The following is an 18,292-nucleotide window of genomic DNA, read 5'->3' on the forward strand; positions in this document are numbered from 1 at the left end:
CCTAATTTGAATTCTTTTTGCTGACAAAGACGTAGACTATCTAGCTTCAAAACAAACGTTTGACTGGAATGGCAACAGATTTTAGCTTAACATTACCTACTCCAAACTTATTCAAACCCAAAATGAAGAAACATTATCTTGCCATTGATCTAAAAGATGACCCTCAATACATCTCTGCTTATGAGGATTGGCATAAAGAGTCATGGCCCGAAATCAAACAAAGCATTTTTGAGTCAGGAATTAATTCAATGGAGATATTCCGAACAGGAAATAGGCTGGTCATGGTGATAGAAACTGAACCTAACTTTTCCTTTATCAAAAAAGCCCAAATGGATGCTTCCAATCATAAAGTACAGGAGTGGGAAACTATAATGAATCAATATCAAGAACCACTCCCTTGGGCAAAAGAAGGTGATAAATGGACCATTATGAAAAGAATCTTCCACTTGTCCAAGCCTAATTCTAATTCCCAAAACGAAAAACATATCCCTTTCAATCATGAAAAATAACCTAAAAACACCCTTTATCTACCTTGTCATCCTAGCAACCTTTATAAATTCAAAGATTTATGCTCAAGAAGTTTTTCATGCTCCCATTGGCCCCAACAATGAACCTCAACAGTCGGGGAAATTTGAGGCAAATTGGGAATCATTAAGTAACTACGAAGTCCCAGAGTGGTATAGGGATGCTAAGTTTGGAATCTGGGCGCATTGGGGGCCTCAGTGTGAGCCTGGCCAAGGTGATTGGTATGGCCGTGAAATGTACAAGCAAGGAAGTAGGGTCTACAATTGGCATACGGCAAATTATGGACACCCTTCACAATTTGGCTTCAAAGACATCATTCGCAATTGGAAAGCAGAAAATTGGGATCCAGAGAAGCTTGTGGCTATGTACAAAAGAGCTGGAGCACAATACTTTTTTGCCATGGCCAATCACCATGACAATATGGATCTGTGGAACAGTAAATATCAAGAATGGAACAGTGTAAATCTTGGCCCAAAAACAGACATCATTGAGCGATGGGCTCAAGCAGCAAAAAACAATGACTTGCCGCTTGGACTAAGTGTACATTCAGCTCATGCTTGGCTATGGTATGAGACTGCCCAGCAATCGGATCATGAGGGGCCACTGAAAGGCGTACCTTATGATGGAATACTGACCAAAGATGATGGCAAAGGTACTTGGTGGGAAGGACTTGACCCGCAGGCACTATATGCTCAAGATCACCCTTTGAGTGAAGAAGCCAATGATATAGCTACCATTCATGGACAGTGGGATTGGAAAAATGGTGCTTCACTACCCACTGTTGCCTATAGCGAAAACTTCTACAATAGGACTATGGATTTGATAAATAAATTTAATCCTGAACTCATCTACTTCGATGATACAGCTTTACCGCTATACCCAGTATCTGATGCTGGTTTGAAAATAGCAGCACATTATTACAATCAGAACATGAAGCTAAATGACGGTAAATTAAATGCCGTGCTCTTTGGGAAAATCCTTACCGATGACCAAAAGAAAAGCTTGGTATGGGACGTAGAAAGGGGAGCTCCAAATGAAATTCAAGAACTCCCTTGGCAAACGTGTACTTGCATTGGGAATTGGCATTATAGCGAAGATTACTATAATAATGACAGATACAAGTCAGCCAAGGAAGTGGTTCATACTCTTATAGACATTGTAAGCAAAAATGGAAACTTATTATTGAGTGTGCCTATCAAAGGAGACGGTTCTCTGGACGACAAAGAAATCAAAATCGTCAATCAAATTGGTGACTGGATGGATGTGAATGGAGAAAGTATCTTTGGCACCAGGCCTTGGGTAGTCTACGGTGAAGGCCCCGCTGTGGAGACATCAAACCCTATCAGTGCACAAGGTTTCAATGAAGGTAAGATCAAGTTTGGATCAAATGACATCAGATTCAATCAAAAAGATAAAATCTTATACGCTAGCGTGTTTGGTATACCAGACCAAAGTATAAAAATCAAAAATCTTGGTAAATCTTCACAAAATGCTCCAAAAATTAAAAAAATAGAACTTTTAGGAAGCAAGGAAAAGGTAAAATGGAAAGTTGAGAATGATCATCTTACTGTTGAAAAGCCAAATGCAGCTCCAAATGAGGTAGCCTTAGTTTATAAAATCTACCAGAAATAATTCTCAGGAATTCCTTTGACCATATTGAAAAATATTCTAATAAGTGTTATTTTAACATTTCTTTAAACAAAATTCTCAATAGATACCAAAATACACAGTGAAATGGAAGTCAAATTGATTTTGGCTTCCATTTTTCAACAGTGAACTTATGAAATATATCGTCTGTGAAAACCCTGGAAAATTCACTTTAAAAGAAGCCCAAAAACCTATTCCAAAAAAAGGTGAAGTATTGATTGCTATCAAGAAAATTGGGATTTGTGGTACTGATATCCATGCATATGCTGGCAACCAAGCGTACTTTTCTTACCCTAGAATATTAGGCCATGAACTAGCGGCAGTCGTAGAGGATCCAAACGAGGCGGATTTTGTAAAGGGAGAAAAGGTAATCCTTATTCCTTATTTACATTGTGGCAATTGTATCGCATGCAAGTCTGGGAAAACCAATTGCTGTGTCAATATGCGTGTCATGGGTGTACATGTGGATGGAGGCATGCAAGAATACTTAGCTGTACCGAATTGGTCTTTGCTCAAAACCCCCAATTTGTCCTACAATGAAATGGCACTTGTAGAGCCTTTAGCCATCGCTGCTCATGCTATCAGAAGAGCAAATATCCAGACAGGGGAGCAGGTACTGGTGATGGGATGCGGCCCCATAGGCTTAGCTATCATGGCAATAGCAAAAATCAAAAGAGCCACAGTAATTGCACTTGACATCAACCCACAGCGAATAAAGTATGCAAAAGAGCAAATCGGTGTAGATCACGGAGTCATTGCAGGGCAAAATGCTGATGAAGAAATCAAAGTGCTGACAGAAGGCTCAAACTGTCAAGCAGTCTTCGATGCCACTGGAAGTAAAGTGGCACTAGAGTCTGGTCCCAACTATATGAGCCATGGTGGCAGGTATGTCCTTGTTGGACTATCCAAAGGTGAGCTGGTGTTCAGTCATCCTGCAATACACGCAAAAGAATCTACCATCATGTGCAGCAGGAATGCAACACAAGAGGATTTTGATTTTGTGATCAATATGTTAGGCGAAAAATTATTCCCTACCGAATCTTTTATCACGCATGAAGCAGCTTTTGAAGAAATGATGGCTGTTTTTGATAGTTGGATCAATCCTGAAACACAAGTGATCAAAGCTACTGTAAATCTCTAATCTCAGAACCCCCAAAATAACCCCATGTCACAATCCTTAAAAATAGACGCACATCAACATTTTTGGAAATATGACCCATTAAAACATGCATGGATTGACGATAGCATGTCTGTGCTCAAAAGAGATTTTCTTCCAAATAACCTCAAGCCAGTACTTGAAAAATCAAACTTAGATGGATGCATAGCTGTACAAGCTGATCAAAGTGATGAAGAAACTAAATTTCTTTTAGATTTAGCGCAAGATAACTCCATCATCAAAGGTGTAGTAGGATGGGTAGATTTACAATCTCCTCAGCTCGAATCCAAGCTAGAAAAATTTTCTTCCCAACCACTTCTCAAAGGATTCAGGCACGTACTTCAAGATGAAGCAGATGATGAATTTATTTTAAGATCGGATTTTATTAGGGGATTGGAGCTACTTTCCAAATTTGATTTTACCTATGACATTTTAATTTTTCCAAAGCAGCTAGCTGCCGCAAAAGAAGCGGTATCCCAATTGCCGAAGCAGGCATTTGTGCTAGATCATATTGCCAAACCCGCGATAGGTGGAAAAGTTACAGATACTTGGAAAAAAGGTATCCATCAACTCGCTCAGTATGAAAATGTATCTTGCAAAATTTCTGGGATGGTGACTGAGGCAAAATGGGATGAATGGAAGTATGAAGACTTTATTCCTTACCTAGACTTTGTATTAGAACAATTTGGAGCAGATAGACTCATGTATGGTTCAGACTGGCCTGTATGCACGCTTTCTGGTAAATACCATGAGGTATTTGGTTTGGTGAACCAATATATCAGCACATTATCTAGCTCAGAACAAGCTTCCATTATGGGGGAAAATGCAGTTAAATTTTATAAAATAAACTAAAACATGGACTTAGGACTAAAAGACAAGGTATACATAGTGACTGGAGGCTCAGAAGGAATCGGAGGTGGTATCAGCGAAGCAATAGCTCAAGAAGGAGGAATACCTGTGATTGCATCATGGTCAGGAGAGACCACAAAGGACTTTGTGAGTAAACTAAGAAATCAAGGAAGTAAGGCTGATTATATCCTTGGAGACCTTCAAAGCACTGACTACTGCAAAGATGTAGTAGACTTCACAATCCACAGATATGGAAAAATCGACGGCATCATCAATAATGCTGGGAGTAATGATGGCGCAAGCCTCGAAAAGGGCCCAGAAGCATTTCGAAAGTCTCTATTGCTCAATCTCAATCACTACTTTGATTTGGTACATTTTGCATTGCCTTATCTTAAAGAAAATCAAGGAAGTATTCTGAACATTAGCTCAAAAGTAGCACTTACAGGACAAGGTGGCACTTCTGGCTATGCAGCGGCAAAAGGTGCTCACCTAGCCCTTACTCGAGAATGGGCACTGGAGTTAGCTCCTTATGGGATTCGTGTCAATGCAATCGTACCAGCTGAAGTCATGACTCCCTATTATAAAAAATGGCTAAAAGTTACTTTTGACAATCCTGAAGAAAAGGAAAAACAAATCTCTTCAAAAGTTCCATTCGGAAGTAGAATGACAAAAATAGAGGAAATAGCATCCCTAGCAGTATTTCTAATATCCCATAAGTCCAACCACACCACAGGTCAGTTCCTCCATGTCGACGGAGGCTATGTGCATTTGGATAGGGCAATAACTTAAAAAAGATTGAACTATAAAAGAATGGAAATGCGATTTGGTTAGCTATTTCAACTCTTGGAATGACTTGAGCTTGGAATGAAGCTTATATCTTCAAATCTAGTCCATAGCCGACAATGAACAAACCCAAAACCCATCATGACTAAAAATAGCAGAAATGCGCTTGCATTTGTCTTAGTAACGAGCCTCTTCTTTATGTGGGGCTTGGCCAATAACATGACCGATACTTTATTGGCTGCATTCAAGAGGGTACTTAGTTTGACTGATTTTCAGACATCCTTTGTGCAAAGTGCCTTTTACGGTGCCTATTTTTGTTTAGCCCTACCTGCTGCATTTTTGATCAAAAAATATAGCTACAAAACAGGTATTTTGATTGGGTTAGGACTCTTCATTGCTGGAGCATTGCTATTCTACCCAGCAAGTCATTCTATGGTTTATGGTCATTTTCTATTGGCTTTGTTCATCTTGGCTGGTGGACTTTCGATCTTGGAGACAGCCGCCAACCCTTATATCCTAGAGATAGGCTCACCCGAGACTGCGACCAAAAGACTGAACCTAGCACAATCCTTTAACCCAATCGGATCCATTTCGGGAGTCATCTTGAGTAAGTACTTCATACTTTCTAAACTTGATCTGGCATCTATGGAAGAGAGGGGCAGTATGGACATTGGCATGCTTCAGGAGATACAGGGTAGAGAATTACAAGCCGTCATGGGGCCTTATGTAGGAGTGGCCTTAGTACTGGTAGTGTTATGGCTGATTATTTTCTTTTCTACCATGCCACAAGCCAAAGACAATGACCAGTTGTACTTGAAATCTTCATTCTCTAGATTGATCCAAAATAAAAACTACTTGATGTCTGTGGTAGCACAGTTCTTTTATGTAGGAGCTCAGATAGGAGTATGGTCTTTTACCATCAGGTATGTCATGGAAGAGCTTTCTATCATGGAAGCTGATGCCTCCACTTATTACATAGCAGCATTAGTTGTATTCTTGATTTCTAGATTCATATGCACCTATCTGATGAGCTACATCCAACCAGCTAGGCTATTGCAAATATTGTCAGTTGCAGCCATGCTACTCTTGGGTTTGGCTATTGTGGGCAGTGGCTATTTTGGTGTGATAGCTTTGATATCAGTTTCGGCATGTATGTCTTTGATGTTTCCGACAATTTTTGGGCTTGGACTCAAAGGACTTGGGGAAGACACCAAAATTGGTGGTGCAGGCTTGATCATGGCGATTCTTGGCGGGGCAGTGCTTCCTGTATTCCAAGGACAAATGTCGGATTACACTGGCAGCATCAAGCTGGCATTTATCATACCCATGGTCTGCTTCTCAGTGGTGTACTATTTTGGTAGAATATCAAAAGCCAGTTGAAAATCAAAATTTATAAATACTCAAAAATCGATGTCCATTAACCGAATTCTTCTAACAGAGATTCGCCCGCAGAAAAATCTTGGCAAGTCCAGTGCCATTGGTTTGCAGCAACCCGAAGGTGGCGATTTCGAAGCACTTCACTGGCAACCAAGCACAAACTGTGATAGAAGTACAAAGCTTGATTTAACCACTGAACCGCCGCTTTTGGCTAGTGGGCTAAATATTGTGCGTTCGGTGTTCGTTTTTCATCTCGTTTTTCAATGTCGTTTCTGTCTTGCGTTGGCTTTGGAAGCTCTTTTAAAAGCTTTGGTCGAGCGTTGGCTGGTGCGGCTTTTAAATGTGCTTACAATTGCTTTGCAATCACGAACTCCAATCAAATTAAAAGCTCGTGAGTAAATAGCGTGGGCTTTACATATTACTTATCAATTCCTTTGCTTTGTCCAACGTATAAGCTCCTTTAATTTCTTTTTTGTCAAATACCATAAAATAAGCAAAGTCTTGTCCAGCTTGCCTTTCCCATTCGTTTCCAAGTCGGCATTTTGCTTCACTGTCTGAACCGTCTAAATGGTCGCCTTTGGTTTCTATTAAAATGGTTTTGCCCGATTTGGTCTGCATAATGAAGTCAGGGTAGTGGTTGGCTTTAAATCCGTTGATGTAAAAACCTTTGCCACGTTCTAAGTTCCTATGCCAAAAGGCAACATTTGAAGAAGTTCCAATTTCCATGGCAACACGTTCTTCAAAATTATTCATTGAGCCTTCTCTTTCGTAAAGTGAATTTCCAATAGATGAACCGGTATTTCCCGGCACAATTTCATTACCCAATTTCCAATTTGCTTTGGTGTTGATTTTTTTAGATTTCAACAAGTCCATAAAACGTCCTTCGGCATAAGAGTCCGCTAATTGACGAATTTTACTTTTTATCTTGTCTGTGTAACTCCATTTTCTTACCAATATATCACGAAGTTGTTCGGTGTTCATACCGTTCAAAATACGACCAATGTAAATCTTGATTTCTTGGTCAGGAATTGGGTACATATTTCCAATAATCTGCATCATCTGGTGTGTGATGTCTGTTATTTGGTTGTCTTTTGGTTTAGCTAAAATGTATTCTGCAATTGGGTCTTTTACCATACTATCTTCAATCTTGGTAAAAGATGGACGGTACTCGTTCTTTTTAGATTCTTCTAAGTCAATTTTATATAAGTCGGATGAAATTTGGTCAAAGTCTATTTTGATGTTTTCGTCTGACAGTTTAAAATCCTTGAGCAAGGATTCACGATTAAGTAGCTCTTCATCTGTTCCAAAAATGTCGCTTGCGGTTACTTTGATAAAGAACTGCGGAAACTCAATTTTGTTAATGAAATCTTTGTTGGATTCTTTGACTTTAAAACGTTTTACCTTAGTACCCATTTCTTGGAATATATTTTCATCAACAGGTTGTTTTTCCTGTTCCTTTATTTGCGCTTCTAATTGTCGGTTTTGTTCTTCTGCAATGGTTTCAATTTCTGTAATTGCCGAGGTTGTCTCTGTTTCTTCCTCGTTTGCATTGGGGTTAAACGTAACTCTGCTTTTGTCAATAATTTCTTCCGTCTGCTTGGTTTGTTGCTCTGGGAAAAGGAAAGATTCAACGGGGTCAGTTTTAACTGTTTTCTTTTCTTCTTCTGTCATTTTATCGACTTTGCGATAATCTTTTTCACTAAAACCTGATTCTTGCAGTCCTTTTACAATGCTTTGTAAGGTTTCGTTGAATTTGGCAGATGCGGTAAGTACATAAGAAAGATTTAATTGAAATGATTTGTGTTTCTGAACATAAGGCTGACGTAAAACACGACCCAAAATTTGCTCCACATCCACCGAACTTGATTTGTCGGCCAGTGATGCCAAAATGTAAGCAAATGGACAATCCCAACCTTCTTTTAATGCGTTAATGGTAATGATGTAACGAACTTCGCATTCTTTGCTCATCAAGTCTATCCCCTTCAATTCATCAATACTGGCTGTTTTGATTTTGATATGACTTTCTGGAATGCCTAAACCTAATAATTGTTCTTTCAGTTTTTCAAATGTGGTGTTGTCGTCTTTGGTTTTTGGTTGTGCTTGAAACAACACAATCGGTCTAATGTATCTACCGCCTTCGGCTTCTTGCTTTTTAGCCAAGTTTTCTAATTTGCGTTGCAAATGCAAAGCGTTGTTGATGACTTCCGTTTTGTCGTGGTTGTTATACACGATTACAGGAAGTTTCACCATGTGTTCTTTTTTCAGCTCTATGGCGGGTACAAGACTTACAATATTGCTATTATCTTTTGGTGTTGCGGTTAAGTCAAGAATGAAAGAAGGATTTAAGTTTTTAAGCATATCTACACTCAAATCACTTTCTGCGTTGTGACTTTCATCTACCACCAAAACAGGATTGAGGTAACGCAACACATTGATTAGTGCCGTATCGTCCACACCACTCAAAATATGTTCGCTGTTTTTGTATTGCGAAACAAAAGATTCTAGCTGACCATTTTCTTGATATACTTTTCTATCTTCTTTTTTGTTGGCTCTCAAACTTGCAAAGCTCATAACAAAAACGCTCAACTGGTCTTTTACCACTGTGGGGTTGAAATTTGAACCTTGTAATAAATCAGATTTTTGGTAAATCTCTACTCGGTTGTTAAAAAGCGAATTGAGTTTTTGGCGATATGGATGTTCAGGATTGGAAAGGTTATTTACCGTTTGTTGTAATAAATTACTCCAAGGCACTAACCAAATTACGGCCTTGGGTTTTGCAGTATCATAAGCTGAAAAAATGGTATGCAAAGCATTAACTGCAATAAAAGTTTTTCCACCTGCCGTTGGTACTTTTACACAAACGTGGGCTCCATTAGGAATGTTGTTTTTATAAGATTCCATTCCTGTACCATCCAAGGGATTGTAGGGGCCAATTTTGTCTTCCCAATATTGATTGAAAGCTTTGGCTAAACTTTTATGTTCTTGAACATACTCTAAGTATTCTTCAAGATTCTCAATAACTTTTCGCTGGTATGATTTCAGTTCCATATTTCTTTTTTTTCACCGCAGAGGCGCAGAGGACGCTGAGGTTTTCTTTGCGTTCTTTGTGGTTAGTCTTTCAATTTCTTAATTTGTTTATCAAAGTCAGAAATGATTTTTTGTGTCTTATTAAACTGCTCGTATTCTTTGCCTGCTTTGGAAATAGCTTGCCCGTGAGACTTAGTTCCTTTACCTTCTAAAATTTTGAATTCGTTGAAGTTCAAAAACTTATCTACACTGTTTGCCAAACTTTCCATTGTAAATGTGTTTTCTCGCTCAATCAGGTTTTCGATATAATCAAAATAGCCTGTTACTGTGCGTTCCAATTGTTTGATCTCTTTTTCTTGTAGGTAGTTCTTGGCTATAGTAGTATCAGATTTTAAGATTCTGCCTTCAGGTGCGTTTTTCCAAGTGGTCAAACCCATATTTTCTTTTTTTGCATTAGCATATTTATAAATAATTTCAGCCGCTGTTTGTCCTGTAATGGCAAAATGAAATTTGTTTTGCACCATGGCATAAAAATTCTTGGTAATTTCAGCTTTTGGGTCGTAATCAATGCTGCATTCTGCAAAAATGTCTGTGATTTGCTGATAAATTCTGCGTTCATTGGCTCTGATGGAACGAACACGCTCCAATAACTCTTTGAAATAATCTTTGCCAAAGACTGCTTCACCTTGTTTCAATCGGTTGTCGTCTAACACAAAACCTTTGATAATATATTCTTTCAGGGTTTTGGTAGCCCAAATTCTAAATTGTGTGCCTCTCTGTGATTTTACACGGTAGCCAACAGATATGATTACATCAAGATTATAGAACTTCACGGGCTTGTCTGAACCACTAATGTGCAAAATTTGCACATTGCTTTTTTCTTCCAATTCACCTTCGCTGAAAACATTTCCTATGTGTTTGGTAATCACACTTCTTTCACGGTCAAAAAGCTGACTCATTTGCTCTTGGGTAAGCCAAATGGTTTCGTTTTCCAACAACACATTCAATTTTACCTCACCTTCTGGTGTCGTGTATAAAATAAAGTTGTTCTGCTTTGGTGTTAATTCACTCATATTTTTTATTCCTTTTTCAGTTGTTTCCAAAATGGAAATAGCTCAATTAAGCATTCATAATTCATCATTAAAACCGTGTAATGTCTCTTGGTATTTTTTTGAAAATGATGTTCTTCTTTGCCATAAAATCCTTTGGCAACAAACAATTGTCGGCATAGATTACATATTGCTCACCTTTGGTTTTGATGAGTTCTAATGCGTCAAAATCCAAAGTGGTTAGGCGGTCTTTCTCATAGATAAAATAATACACTGTTCCGTCCTTTACACCCAGTTCATATTGATAATTGATGGATTTGGATTGCGGATTGGTAGAATCATCAATCTGAAATCCAAAATCATAAATCGAAGAGCGGGTTTCTGAAAACCAAATGTATTCCCTGATTTTCGCTAAGCCAACTTGCTCGTTTAGGTTTTGGTTTTCGTCAAAGAGTGGCAAGCCAAGTTCGTAAAAATCAAATGCTCCGCCAGTACCTGCTACTGCTTTTGCACCTGTGCCAAATCCTTTGCTTACACGCTTTACTCTTTCTGCTGTAATATCATTAGCATAATCTTCCATTTCTACCAAAATGAATTTACGATTGCCACCGTCTTGTTTGTTCAAGTTTAAAACTGCGTGTGCCGTAGTGCCTGAACCAGCAAAGGAGTCGAGTATTATACAGGTTTTATCATTTATTATTGATAAAAAATACTTTATTAAAGATATTGGTTTGGGAAAATCAAAATTTAAGCCCATTAACTTCAACTCATTACTCATATTTTGAGTATTTCCCATATTCATTAGAGAACTAATAACATGACTTTGAATTCCTCTTCTTTTAATATTTTCTATAGCTCCATTTTCAGTGAGATAAAAATCTGTGATCTGGCCTTTTGTGTCTAAAACTGAGGACAAGCCATTCTCAATAAACAATTCAAAAATTCTTTTTGAACTCCAACCACTTTCCACTTCTACTGGAACTACAAGTTTATAATTTTCCACAATTGCGTCTTGATTAAAAAATGGAAAAACATCGTTTCTTTTTTTAATTATTCCTTTTTCGAATTTGGCTGGAAATCCAATCGGAAGCGTGATTTTACTTATAGGATTCTTACTTCCATTTTTCACTATCGTATTTACAATATCATCTTTAAATATTTTACTATTTTCATCAACATTAGGATCAACAACTTCCGGAAATGAAAAGGTCGATGCATTTTTTGAATAGCAAATTATATATTCGTGATTAATTTTAATTTTTGCCTGATTATCAAAATTACCATCTGTCCGCCAAGTAAATGTTGTGATGAAATTTTTTGCTCCAAAAATTTCATCTAGAATATGTTTCAAATTTTGATATTCTATATCATCAATAGATATAAAAATTACTCCATCATCTGCCAAGAGTTTATGCAATAATTTTAAACGAGGATACATCATACACAACCATTTGTCGTGTCGGGTAAGGTCTTCGCCATCTTTACCCACTACTTCGCCCAACCATTTTTTTATTTTGGGGTGGTTTACATTGTCGTTATATACCCAACTTTCGTTTCCTGTGTTGTATGGTGGGTCAATGTAGATGCACTTTATTTTTCCTTCATATTCGGGTAATAAACTTTTTAAGGCTTCAAGGTTGTCGCCATGTATGATTTTGTTTCCGCTATAGGTCGATTCTGTTTGTTCTCCATTTTCTGCTGTAAATCCGTATTTGTGTTCCAATACTCGGTACGGTACATCTTGGTGGTGGCTCACCACTTTATCTTTTCCTATCCAATTGAGTGTTGGCATACTAATTCTTTTCTTTGTTTGATATTATCAATTCTTTCACGTCAATGTCCAAAATCTCCGCTATTTCCATCAATGTTTCCAAGCGTGGTTGTTGTCGGTTTTGAGCATAAGCGTTTACCATATTGTAACTTTTCCCAAGTTTTTCAGCCAACCAAGTCTGCTTAATTCCTTTCTGTTCCAACACTTCCTTAATTCTGTTCATTGTTATTCGGTCTTGTCTATTTTCAAAGGTCTCATTGATTACTCACGGCACTACAATTTTTATTGGTGTTCGTGAATCTTTCAGATTTCGCTTTCGCTTATTTCAGACGTTATTTTGTCAGCTGCAAATTTAGTCAGTTTATTTTAAATATCTCAAAAAACTGTGTATATAATGTAAATATTCTGTTCAGGTGCTTTGGGAAGACGCAAGCTCTTTTGGTTTTTTAGCGTTGGTCCCGATAGCTATCGGGATGTCGGCAAAAACCAAATGTGCTTGACCGAGCATTGGCTTTTTACACTGACGCACAACTTTCATGTAGGCGAATCTTTCCATTTGGAAGTATCTCTGGTGTTGACTTACATGTACCCGTCATGATGTTACCACTATCATTGACTTGATGGTATCTCATGTCTATGTTCCCCTTGTCATCTACCAAGCCGATCAAATGGCCTTTGACTATCTTACCACCAGCGTATTCACAAGTAAGGATATTCCCAACTTGGATGTAATGGAACACCACTTCGGAAGAGACTTCCCCATTTGAAGAATTGCTGATTGCTTTGAATTTCTTGTTATGGTAATTGATCATAAAATCTATTTGTTTTTTTTCTCGGCATGACCAAGGCTCTTATTGGGAGCTATAATATCACGAACAAGCTGTTTCAATTCTGTGACTTCTGGAAATCCTCCCATTTTCTTTCTAGACCATATACAAGTATCATTGACATAGATTTCAAAAACCCCTCCTGTACCTGGCCGTAGCGTCATAGCGGAGATGTCTCCGTCAAATGTGGTCAACAACTCCTGCGACATCCATACACTTCTTAGCATCCACCTGCATTGTGTGCAATAATGAATTTCGATTTGGTTGAAGTTCTCGTCAGGAAAACTTCCTAGAAGTTGAGTAGGCTTTTCGGATTGCATAGATTTAATTTAAGATTAGATACATCAATTTATTAGAACTTTCTTTAAGGGGTTTCGGCACTAATTTGTTTCATATTCAAGACCTAGAAATTTTTCTTCAAATTTATTGATGAACTAAAGAAAATCTTTATTAACAATATGATTGCTCATCATTTACAAAATTAAAGAATGAAAAAGTAAACAGTTTTATAGTTATAATTTAGGTAGAATAAATTTCAAGCAAATTAATCAAAAAATAGAAATACAAATTCGCAAATCTAATAGTTCTTATTTCCTGCCGTGTAAGCCTTAGCGTAGGATTAACCACAACATCTCATTAGGTTTCAAAAGACCAATTAGTTAGAATCCTTAAAAAGATTTTGCAGAAAATCACCCCCCTCCATCACCTCCAATATCAAATCCATTTCAAACCCCCTTGACATCAAATACTGCTGGACTTTATATTTCCTTTTGAAGGAATCCGTTTCTTTGGTCATTGTCCATTTTTTCTCTGCGACTTGACAGAGGATTTGGAAATATTCCTCGGGATCTATTTCTTTCATCCCTGATTTGATGCAGTTGGGACTTACCCCCTTGATTTTCAACTCCTGCAAAATTTTATTTCTACCCCATTTTTTCAAGCGAAATCTACCTCTGACAAAAGATTGTGCAAAGCGCTCTTCGTTCAGAAAATTCTCACTGATCATCTCTGAAATCAACTCCTCCGCCTGCTCTCCATAGATTCCTTTTTCGTGGAGCTTGGTTCTGACCTCCCTTTGACAGCGATCCTGATAGGCACAATAAGCAGCTATCTTTACCTTTGCCTCCTGAAGGCTCCAGTACTTTTTAGGCTGTTCATTTCCATATTCGTTTCGTGGGTAGGACATTTTGTGTAATTTTGTGGCAAAGTAACGGCTTATGTTATTTTTTTCAAATCTATTAACCAAACCATTAATACCATGCGTAAGAAAATCGTAGCAGGAAACTGGAAAATGAATCTCACTTTTGATGAAGGTCAAAAACTAACTACTGAGATTGTAAATATGTACAAAGATGAAAACATCAAGGATGTAACCGTTGTATTGAACCCTCCATTTGTACACCTTTTCCCTGTCAAAAAACTTGTAGGTGATACCCCAAACCTATTTTTAGGTGGTCAAAACTGCTCTGACAAAGCTTCTGGAGCTTTCACTGGAGAGACTTCAGCACCTATGCTCAAATCTTTTGGAGCAACTTATGTGATCATTGGTCACAGCGAAAGGAGAGAATACTTCAATGAAAGCAATGAGCTACTTACTGCCAAAGTAAAACAAGCCCTAGAAAATGGCCTTACTCCTATATTTTGCTGTGGAGAGCCTTTGGAAATCAGGGAAGCTGGTACGCATGAGGATTATGTAAAAAACCAATTGACTGAAAGTCTTTTTGGCTTGAGTGATGAGGATTTTGCAAAAATCGTGATTGCCTATGAACCAATCTGGGCTATCGGAACTGGAAAGACTGCCTCTTCAGACCAAGCACAAGAAATGCACAAGGCATTGAGAGACCACTTGGCAAGCAAATATGGTCAAGAAGCAGCTGACAATACCTCAATCCTTTACGGAGGAAGCTGTAACCCAGGCAATGCCAAAGATATATTCTCCAAAGCAGATGTAGATGGAGGTTTGATCGGTGGGGCTTCATTGAAGTCACGTGACTTTGTAGATATCATCAAGTCATTCTAATTGCCAAAATTTAGACCTGCTAGGTTTTTATTCTACATTGATTTATCTAGTAATCGATAAAGAATAGCTGTTTGTCAAGTTCAAACCTGGCAGGTCTTTTGTCCCCATTCCAACACCAATTTATGCAGTATTTAGAGTTTAAGATTAATTGCAAAGAAGATTTTCGTGAGATCCTCATTGCAGAGCTATCAGAAGTAGGGTTTGACTCCTTTTTGGAAACAGAAAGGGGTATCGATGCCTATATTGAAGAGTCTACTTTTGACAAAGAAGCATATGATGCAGTCATAGCCAAGTATCAAGATGTTGCATCTATAGAGGTAGAGGAAGGTGTGATGGAGAAGGTCAATTGGAATGAAGAATGGGAAAAACATTACGACCCTATTCTGGTAGGTGATGCTGTGTATGTAAGGGCTTCATTTCATGCTCCGAAGCCTGAAATCAAGCATGAGATCTTGATCAACCCAAAAATGTCTTTTGGTACAGGGCACCATGCGACGACTTTTCTGATGCTATCTCACCAGCTCCGAGTGGATCATAAAGGAAAAAGGGTAATCGACATTGGCGCAGGCACTGGCATCTTGGCCATCATGGCACACAAGCTGGGTGCATCGCAGGTAGAAGCATTTGATATTGATGATTGGTGTGTAGAAAATGGCAATGAGAACTTTGACCTCAATGGAATGTATGATGTGCGAATGGGATTGGGTACAGTCAGAGAAGTTGCTCCTCAAGGTACATTCGATATCGTCTTGGCGAATATCAATAAAAATGTGCTTCTCGATGAACTAGGCATATATGCAACATTAGTCAAAACTAACGGCAACCTACTTTTAAGCGGATTCTATACTCATGATATTGCAGATATCGAACAGAAAGCTGTTTCTGTTGGATTCAAGATGATCGATCAAAAAGATAAAGACAATTGGGCGGCATTAATTTTCGAGAAAATATGACAGAATTAGTTATTTACGCCATCATTTTTTTGTTACTAATTGGCCACTGCTTGTTTGCGGGAAAAATGTACCGTACAGTTCACGAAGATAGCAGCCTTTCGATCTCTGAGAAAAACGATTGGAAGCTAAAAGCTTTGATTTTTCCTGCCTTGTTTTGGTATCAGTATAAAGCAAATAAAAAGGAAGTATAGACAGAACTATACTTCCTCTCTTTTTGAAGGTTTGCTATTTTCCTCAATCCAACAAATCACTATCAAAAGCAATCAAAGAAGCCAAAATCAAATCAACGGCAGCTTTGAAAAACTCAGGCTGAATATTTTCAAAAATATCTCTAGCTGTATGGTAATCTGGATGATCCTCTACACCGAAATAGATGAATGGAACCCCCTTCTGATGGAACTGTGCATGATCAGATGCATTTGTCCAATCCTGACTACCTGACCCTGGTACATCATGACCAAACATGAGTTTAGGGAATAATCTACCTTCAGCAACTCTTTCAAGACTTGGTTTTAAAAATGGATAATGGTGCGTACCTACAGCGTAAAGCTCATTATCATCATTTCTACTGACCATATCCATATTGATATTTACCCTCACTTGCTCAAGAGGGAAAGGGAAATCAGCCACCAAAGCTCTTGCACCTTGCATCCCCATTTCTTCAGCATCAAGTGCTACAAACATCATAGAATGCTTAGGCTTATTTTTTGCAAAATATCCAGCCAAAGCCATCATTGCGGCCGTTCCTGATGCATTGTCATCTGCACCAAGAATCATTTCTTCTCCTCTTTGACCTAGGTGATCATAATGTCCCATGATCACGATGATCTTTTCGGTCTCAGTACCAGGAATGAAGCCCACTATGTTAGCAGCTTTTTGATAAGTCCTCCCATCCCTTCTGTTTGTAAAATCAAAATACTGCGTATAGTCGGTATATTGACTAGTTAGACCAAGTGATTGAAATCTTTCTTTGATATACTTTCTTGCTTTCAAACTACCTTCGCTGAGAGGTTTTCTACCTTCGAGTTCTTCAGAAGCCAAGTATTTGATATCAGCTATCAATTGGTCATGATCTACCTGCTGCGCTTGCGCAGCAAAACTAAAAGACCAGCAAACCAGCACTATGAAACAAAAAGCTAATCTTTTATGCATTGAGAATTTCATTTGGGTTGATATATTTGTAAATCAATTGAATAATTATTTTCGACTGGTCACGTTCACTATATTCGTGATGTAATCAGAACTTTGGCAATATCAACAATATGAAGTATATCTCAGCAATGCTGTTGCTTTTTTTTATATCCATGGCCACGCGTAGTCAAAGCCTACCTGACTATTTTTTGGATGGAAAAGCTGTGGTAATGATTTCTGCTGCACCTCAAGCTAGGCCTTCCATGGATTGGAAAGCGATAGCTGAGGAAATACATCCAGCACTTGTCGCAGCAGGTGGTGATCCCGTGGCATATTATGAGCTAGAAGATGTAGCATTATCAGAGGAAATCCAAGCTACATATGCTCAATCCTTTATCAAGAGACAAGTCAAATGCATCATCATTCTAACGAGAAAAACAAATGCTGAAATTGCTTTGACGATCACTCCATTTACAAATAATAAAGCAATCATTTCAAATTCCAGTGATTTTTCTCTTCAAGTTGCTGAAATTCCAAGTATGTCACAGCGTTTGGAAGAGGTGGGTAAAATTATACGCTCAAAAAACATGCTTGTGGTTGATGTACCTGAATACCTGACACCAGAAGGCTCATCTTCGAGCTCGCAATCCCGGTTTCTTGCCCGCAACCCTCTTAATTTAGATGTGTTCAAATTAGGTGTCCCCCTTTCGGGAAGTGTGGGTGAGTCAGGCTTCCTGACGATGTATAGGTATGATCTTTTAGGCAAAACTGCCGAAACAATTGCTTCAGAACAGATGGCTGAAAAAAGAGGGATGGAGAGTATCTTGAATGCAAATTACCCATTTCAAGTGGCATATTTGACCGAGGCCAGAACAGAAGCTGAGCTGATCCGGGATCGAATCCAATTCATTCTAATGAGAGTAGAGGGTAGAGAGGCTGACCTAATGGAAAGTATGGGGCTTGAAGTGACAGACCCAGCTGCATCCACTCGAATTGTGGTCAAGTATTATATCAAATTCCTAGTTCGAAATGAATTGTACATTGGTCCAGTTTGGGATGCTGATCCGAATTGGCAAAAGTCTCTTAGTCAATTTTTAGAAAATCTCAAAATACAATAAGGACTCCGAAGAGTCCTTATTTAGCGATTTTGTGTTAAATCTGGGTGATTAAAAACAAC

General features: G+C 38.4%; 19 protein-coding genes. 11 read left to right on the forward strand and 8 right to left on the reverse strand.

What is annotated here, in order from left to right; translation table 11 throughout:
• Window positions 1-122: 122 nt before the first annotated feature.
• The 7 genes from MM214_RS05755 to MM214_RS05785 all read left to right on the forward strand — a co-directional run bounded on the left by MM214_RS05755 (window position 123) and on the right by MM214_RS05785 (window position 6,736).
• On the forward strand, window positions 123-509 hold the full coding sequence (locus MM214_RS05755) for an L-rhamnose mutarotase (protein WP_241293048.1): 387 nt from the start codon (window positions 123-125) through the stop codon (window positions 507-509).
• Window positions 499-2,157, forward strand: coding sequence for an alpha-L-fucosidase (locus MM214_RS05760; protein WP_241293050.1), 1,659 nt, complete (start codon window positions 499-501; stop codon window positions 2,155-2,157). Before MM214_RS05755 ends, MM214_RS05760 begins: the two co-directional genes overlap by 11 nt.
• 148 nt (window positions 2,158-2,305) lie before the next feature.
• Window positions 2,306-3,313, forward strand: coding sequence for a zinc-binding alcohol dehydrogenase family protein (locus MM214_RS05765; RefSeq protein ID WP_241293051.1), 1,008 nt, complete (start codon window positions 2,306-2,308; stop codon window positions 3,311-3,313).
• Between the two features lie 24 nt (window positions 3,314-3,337).
• Window positions 3,338-4,180 (forward strand): amidohydrolase family protein, encoded by an 843-nt coding sequence (locus MM214_RS05770; RefSeq protein ID WP_241293052.1) that lies wholly within the window; start codon window positions 3,338-3,340, stop codon window positions 4,178-4,180.
• Window positions 4,181-4,183: 3 nt separating this feature from the next.
• Window positions 4,184-4,966: an L-fucose dehydrogenase gene (locus MM214_RS05775; RefSeq protein WP_241293054.1), complete on the forward strand. Its 783-nt coding sequence runs from the start codon at window positions 4,184-4,186 to the stop codon at window positions 4,964-4,966.
• Between the two features lie 135 nt (window positions 4,967-5,101).
• A complete protein-coding gene (gene fucP, locus MM214_RS05780) occupies window positions 5,102-6,340 on the forward strand; it encodes an L-fucose:H+ symporter permease (RefSeq protein ID WP_241293056.1) in 1,239 nt (412 codons plus the stop codon).
• Between the two features lie 30 nt (window positions 6,341-6,370).
• A complete protein-coding gene (locus MM214_RS05785) occupies window positions 6,371-6,736 on the forward strand; it encodes a hypothetical protein (RefSeq protein WP_241293058.1) in 366 nt (121 codons plus the stop codon).
• Window positions 6,737-6,748: 12 nt separating this feature from the next.
• Here the strand turns inward: MM214_RS05785 and MM214_RS05790 are convergent, their stop codons facing one another.
• The 7 genes from MM214_RS05790 to MM214_RS05820 form a co-directional block, all read right to left on the reverse strand.
• Window positions 6,749-9,385 (reverse strand): DEAD/DEAH box helicase, encoded by a 2,637-nt coding sequence (locus MM214_RS05790; RefSeq protein WP_241293059.1) that lies wholly within the window; start codon window positions 9,383-9,385, stop codon window positions 6,749-6,751.
• Between the two features lie 62 nt (window positions 9,386-9,447).
• Window positions 9,448-10,437 carry a virulence RhuM family protein gene (gene rhuM / locus MM214_RS05795; RefSeq protein ID WP_241293061.1) on the reverse strand — a complete coding sequence of 330 codons (990 nt, stop codon included), beginning with the start codon at window positions 10,435-10,437 and terminating at the stop codon, window positions 9,448-9,450.
• 67 nt (window positions 10,438-10,504) lie between these two features.
• Entirely contained in the window at window positions 10,505-12,205 is a 1,701-nt protein-coding gene (locus MM214_RS05800; protein WP_241293063.1) for a site-specific DNA-methyltransferase, read from the reverse strand.
• 1 nt (window position 12,206) lies between these two features.
• Window positions 12,207-12,407 carry a helix-turn-helix domain-containing protein gene (locus tag MM214_RS05805; protein WP_241293064.1) on the reverse strand — a complete coding sequence of 67 codons (201 nt, stop codon included), beginning with the start codon at window positions 12,405-12,407 and terminating at the stop codon, window positions 12,207-12,209.
• 292 nt (window positions 12,408-12,699) lie between these two features.
• Window positions 12,700-12,996, reverse strand: coding sequence for a n-acetylglutamate synthase (locus MM214_RS05810; RefSeq protein ID WP_241293066.1), 297 nt, complete (start codon window positions 12,994-12,996; stop codon window positions 12,700-12,702).
• A gap of 5 nt (window positions 12,997-13,001) precedes the next feature.
• A complete protein-coding gene (locus tag MM214_RS05815; protein WP_241293068.1) occupies window positions 13,002-13,331 on the reverse strand; it encodes a SelT/SelW/SelH family protein in 330 nt (109 codons plus the stop codon).
• A gap of 335 nt (window positions 13,332-13,666) precedes the next feature.
• Window positions 13,667-14,197: a regulatory protein RecX gene (locus MM214_RS05820; RefSeq protein ID WP_241293070.1), complete on the reverse strand. Its 531-nt coding sequence runs from the start codon at window positions 14,195-14,197 to the stop codon at window positions 13,667-13,669.
• A 72-nt stretch (window positions 14,198-14,269) separates the two neighbouring features.
• On the opposite strand from MM214_RS05820, the gene tpiA reads away from it, so the two are divergent.
• From tpiA to MM214_RS05835, 3 genes are all read left to right on the forward strand, one after another.
• On the forward strand, window positions 14,270-15,031 hold the full coding sequence (gene tpiA, locus MM214_RS05825) for a triose-phosphate isomerase (protein ID WP_241293072.1): 762 nt from the start codon (window positions 14,270-14,272) through the stop codon (window positions 15,029-15,031).
• 122 nt (window positions 15,032-15,153) lie between these two features.
• Complete coding sequence (gene prmA, locus MM214_RS05830) at window positions 15,154-15,984, forward strand: 50S ribosomal protein L11 methyltransferase (protein WP_241293074.1); 831 nt, start codon at window positions 15,154-15,156, stop codon at window positions 15,982-15,984.
• Window positions 15,981-16,175, forward strand: a complete 195-nt coding sequence (locus tag MM214_RS05835; protein ID WP_241293076.1) for a hypothetical protein — start codon at window positions 15,981-15,983, stop codon at window positions 16,173-16,175. The genes prmA and MM214_RS05835 overlap by 4 nt, the downstream gene beginning before the upstream one ends.
• A 43-nt stretch (window positions 16,176-16,218) precedes the next feature.
• Here MM214_RS05835 and MM214_RS05840 read toward each other — a convergent pair whose 3' ends face one another.
• Complete coding sequence (locus MM214_RS05840) at window positions 16,219-17,136, reverse strand: M28 family peptidase (RefSeq protein WP_241293078.1); 918 nt, start codon at window positions 17,134-17,136, stop codon at window positions 16,219-16,221.
• 110 nt (window positions 17,137-17,246) lie between these two features.
• Here MM214_RS05840 and MM214_RS05845 point away from each other — a divergent pair, with 110 nt between their 5' ends.
• On the forward strand, window positions 17,247-18,233 hold the full coding sequence (locus tag MM214_RS05845) for an NTPase (protein WP_241293080.1): 987 nt from the start codon (window positions 17,247-17,249) through the stop codon (window positions 18,231-18,233).
• Window positions 18,234-18,292 lie beyond the last annotated feature (59 nt).

Origin of the sequence: Belliella kenyensis (assembly GCF_022549675.1) — a bacterium.
In the GTDB taxonomy this organism is placed as follows: domain Bacteria; phylum Bacteroidota; class Bacteroidia; order Cytophagales; family Cyclobacteriaceae; genus Belliella; species Belliella kenyensis.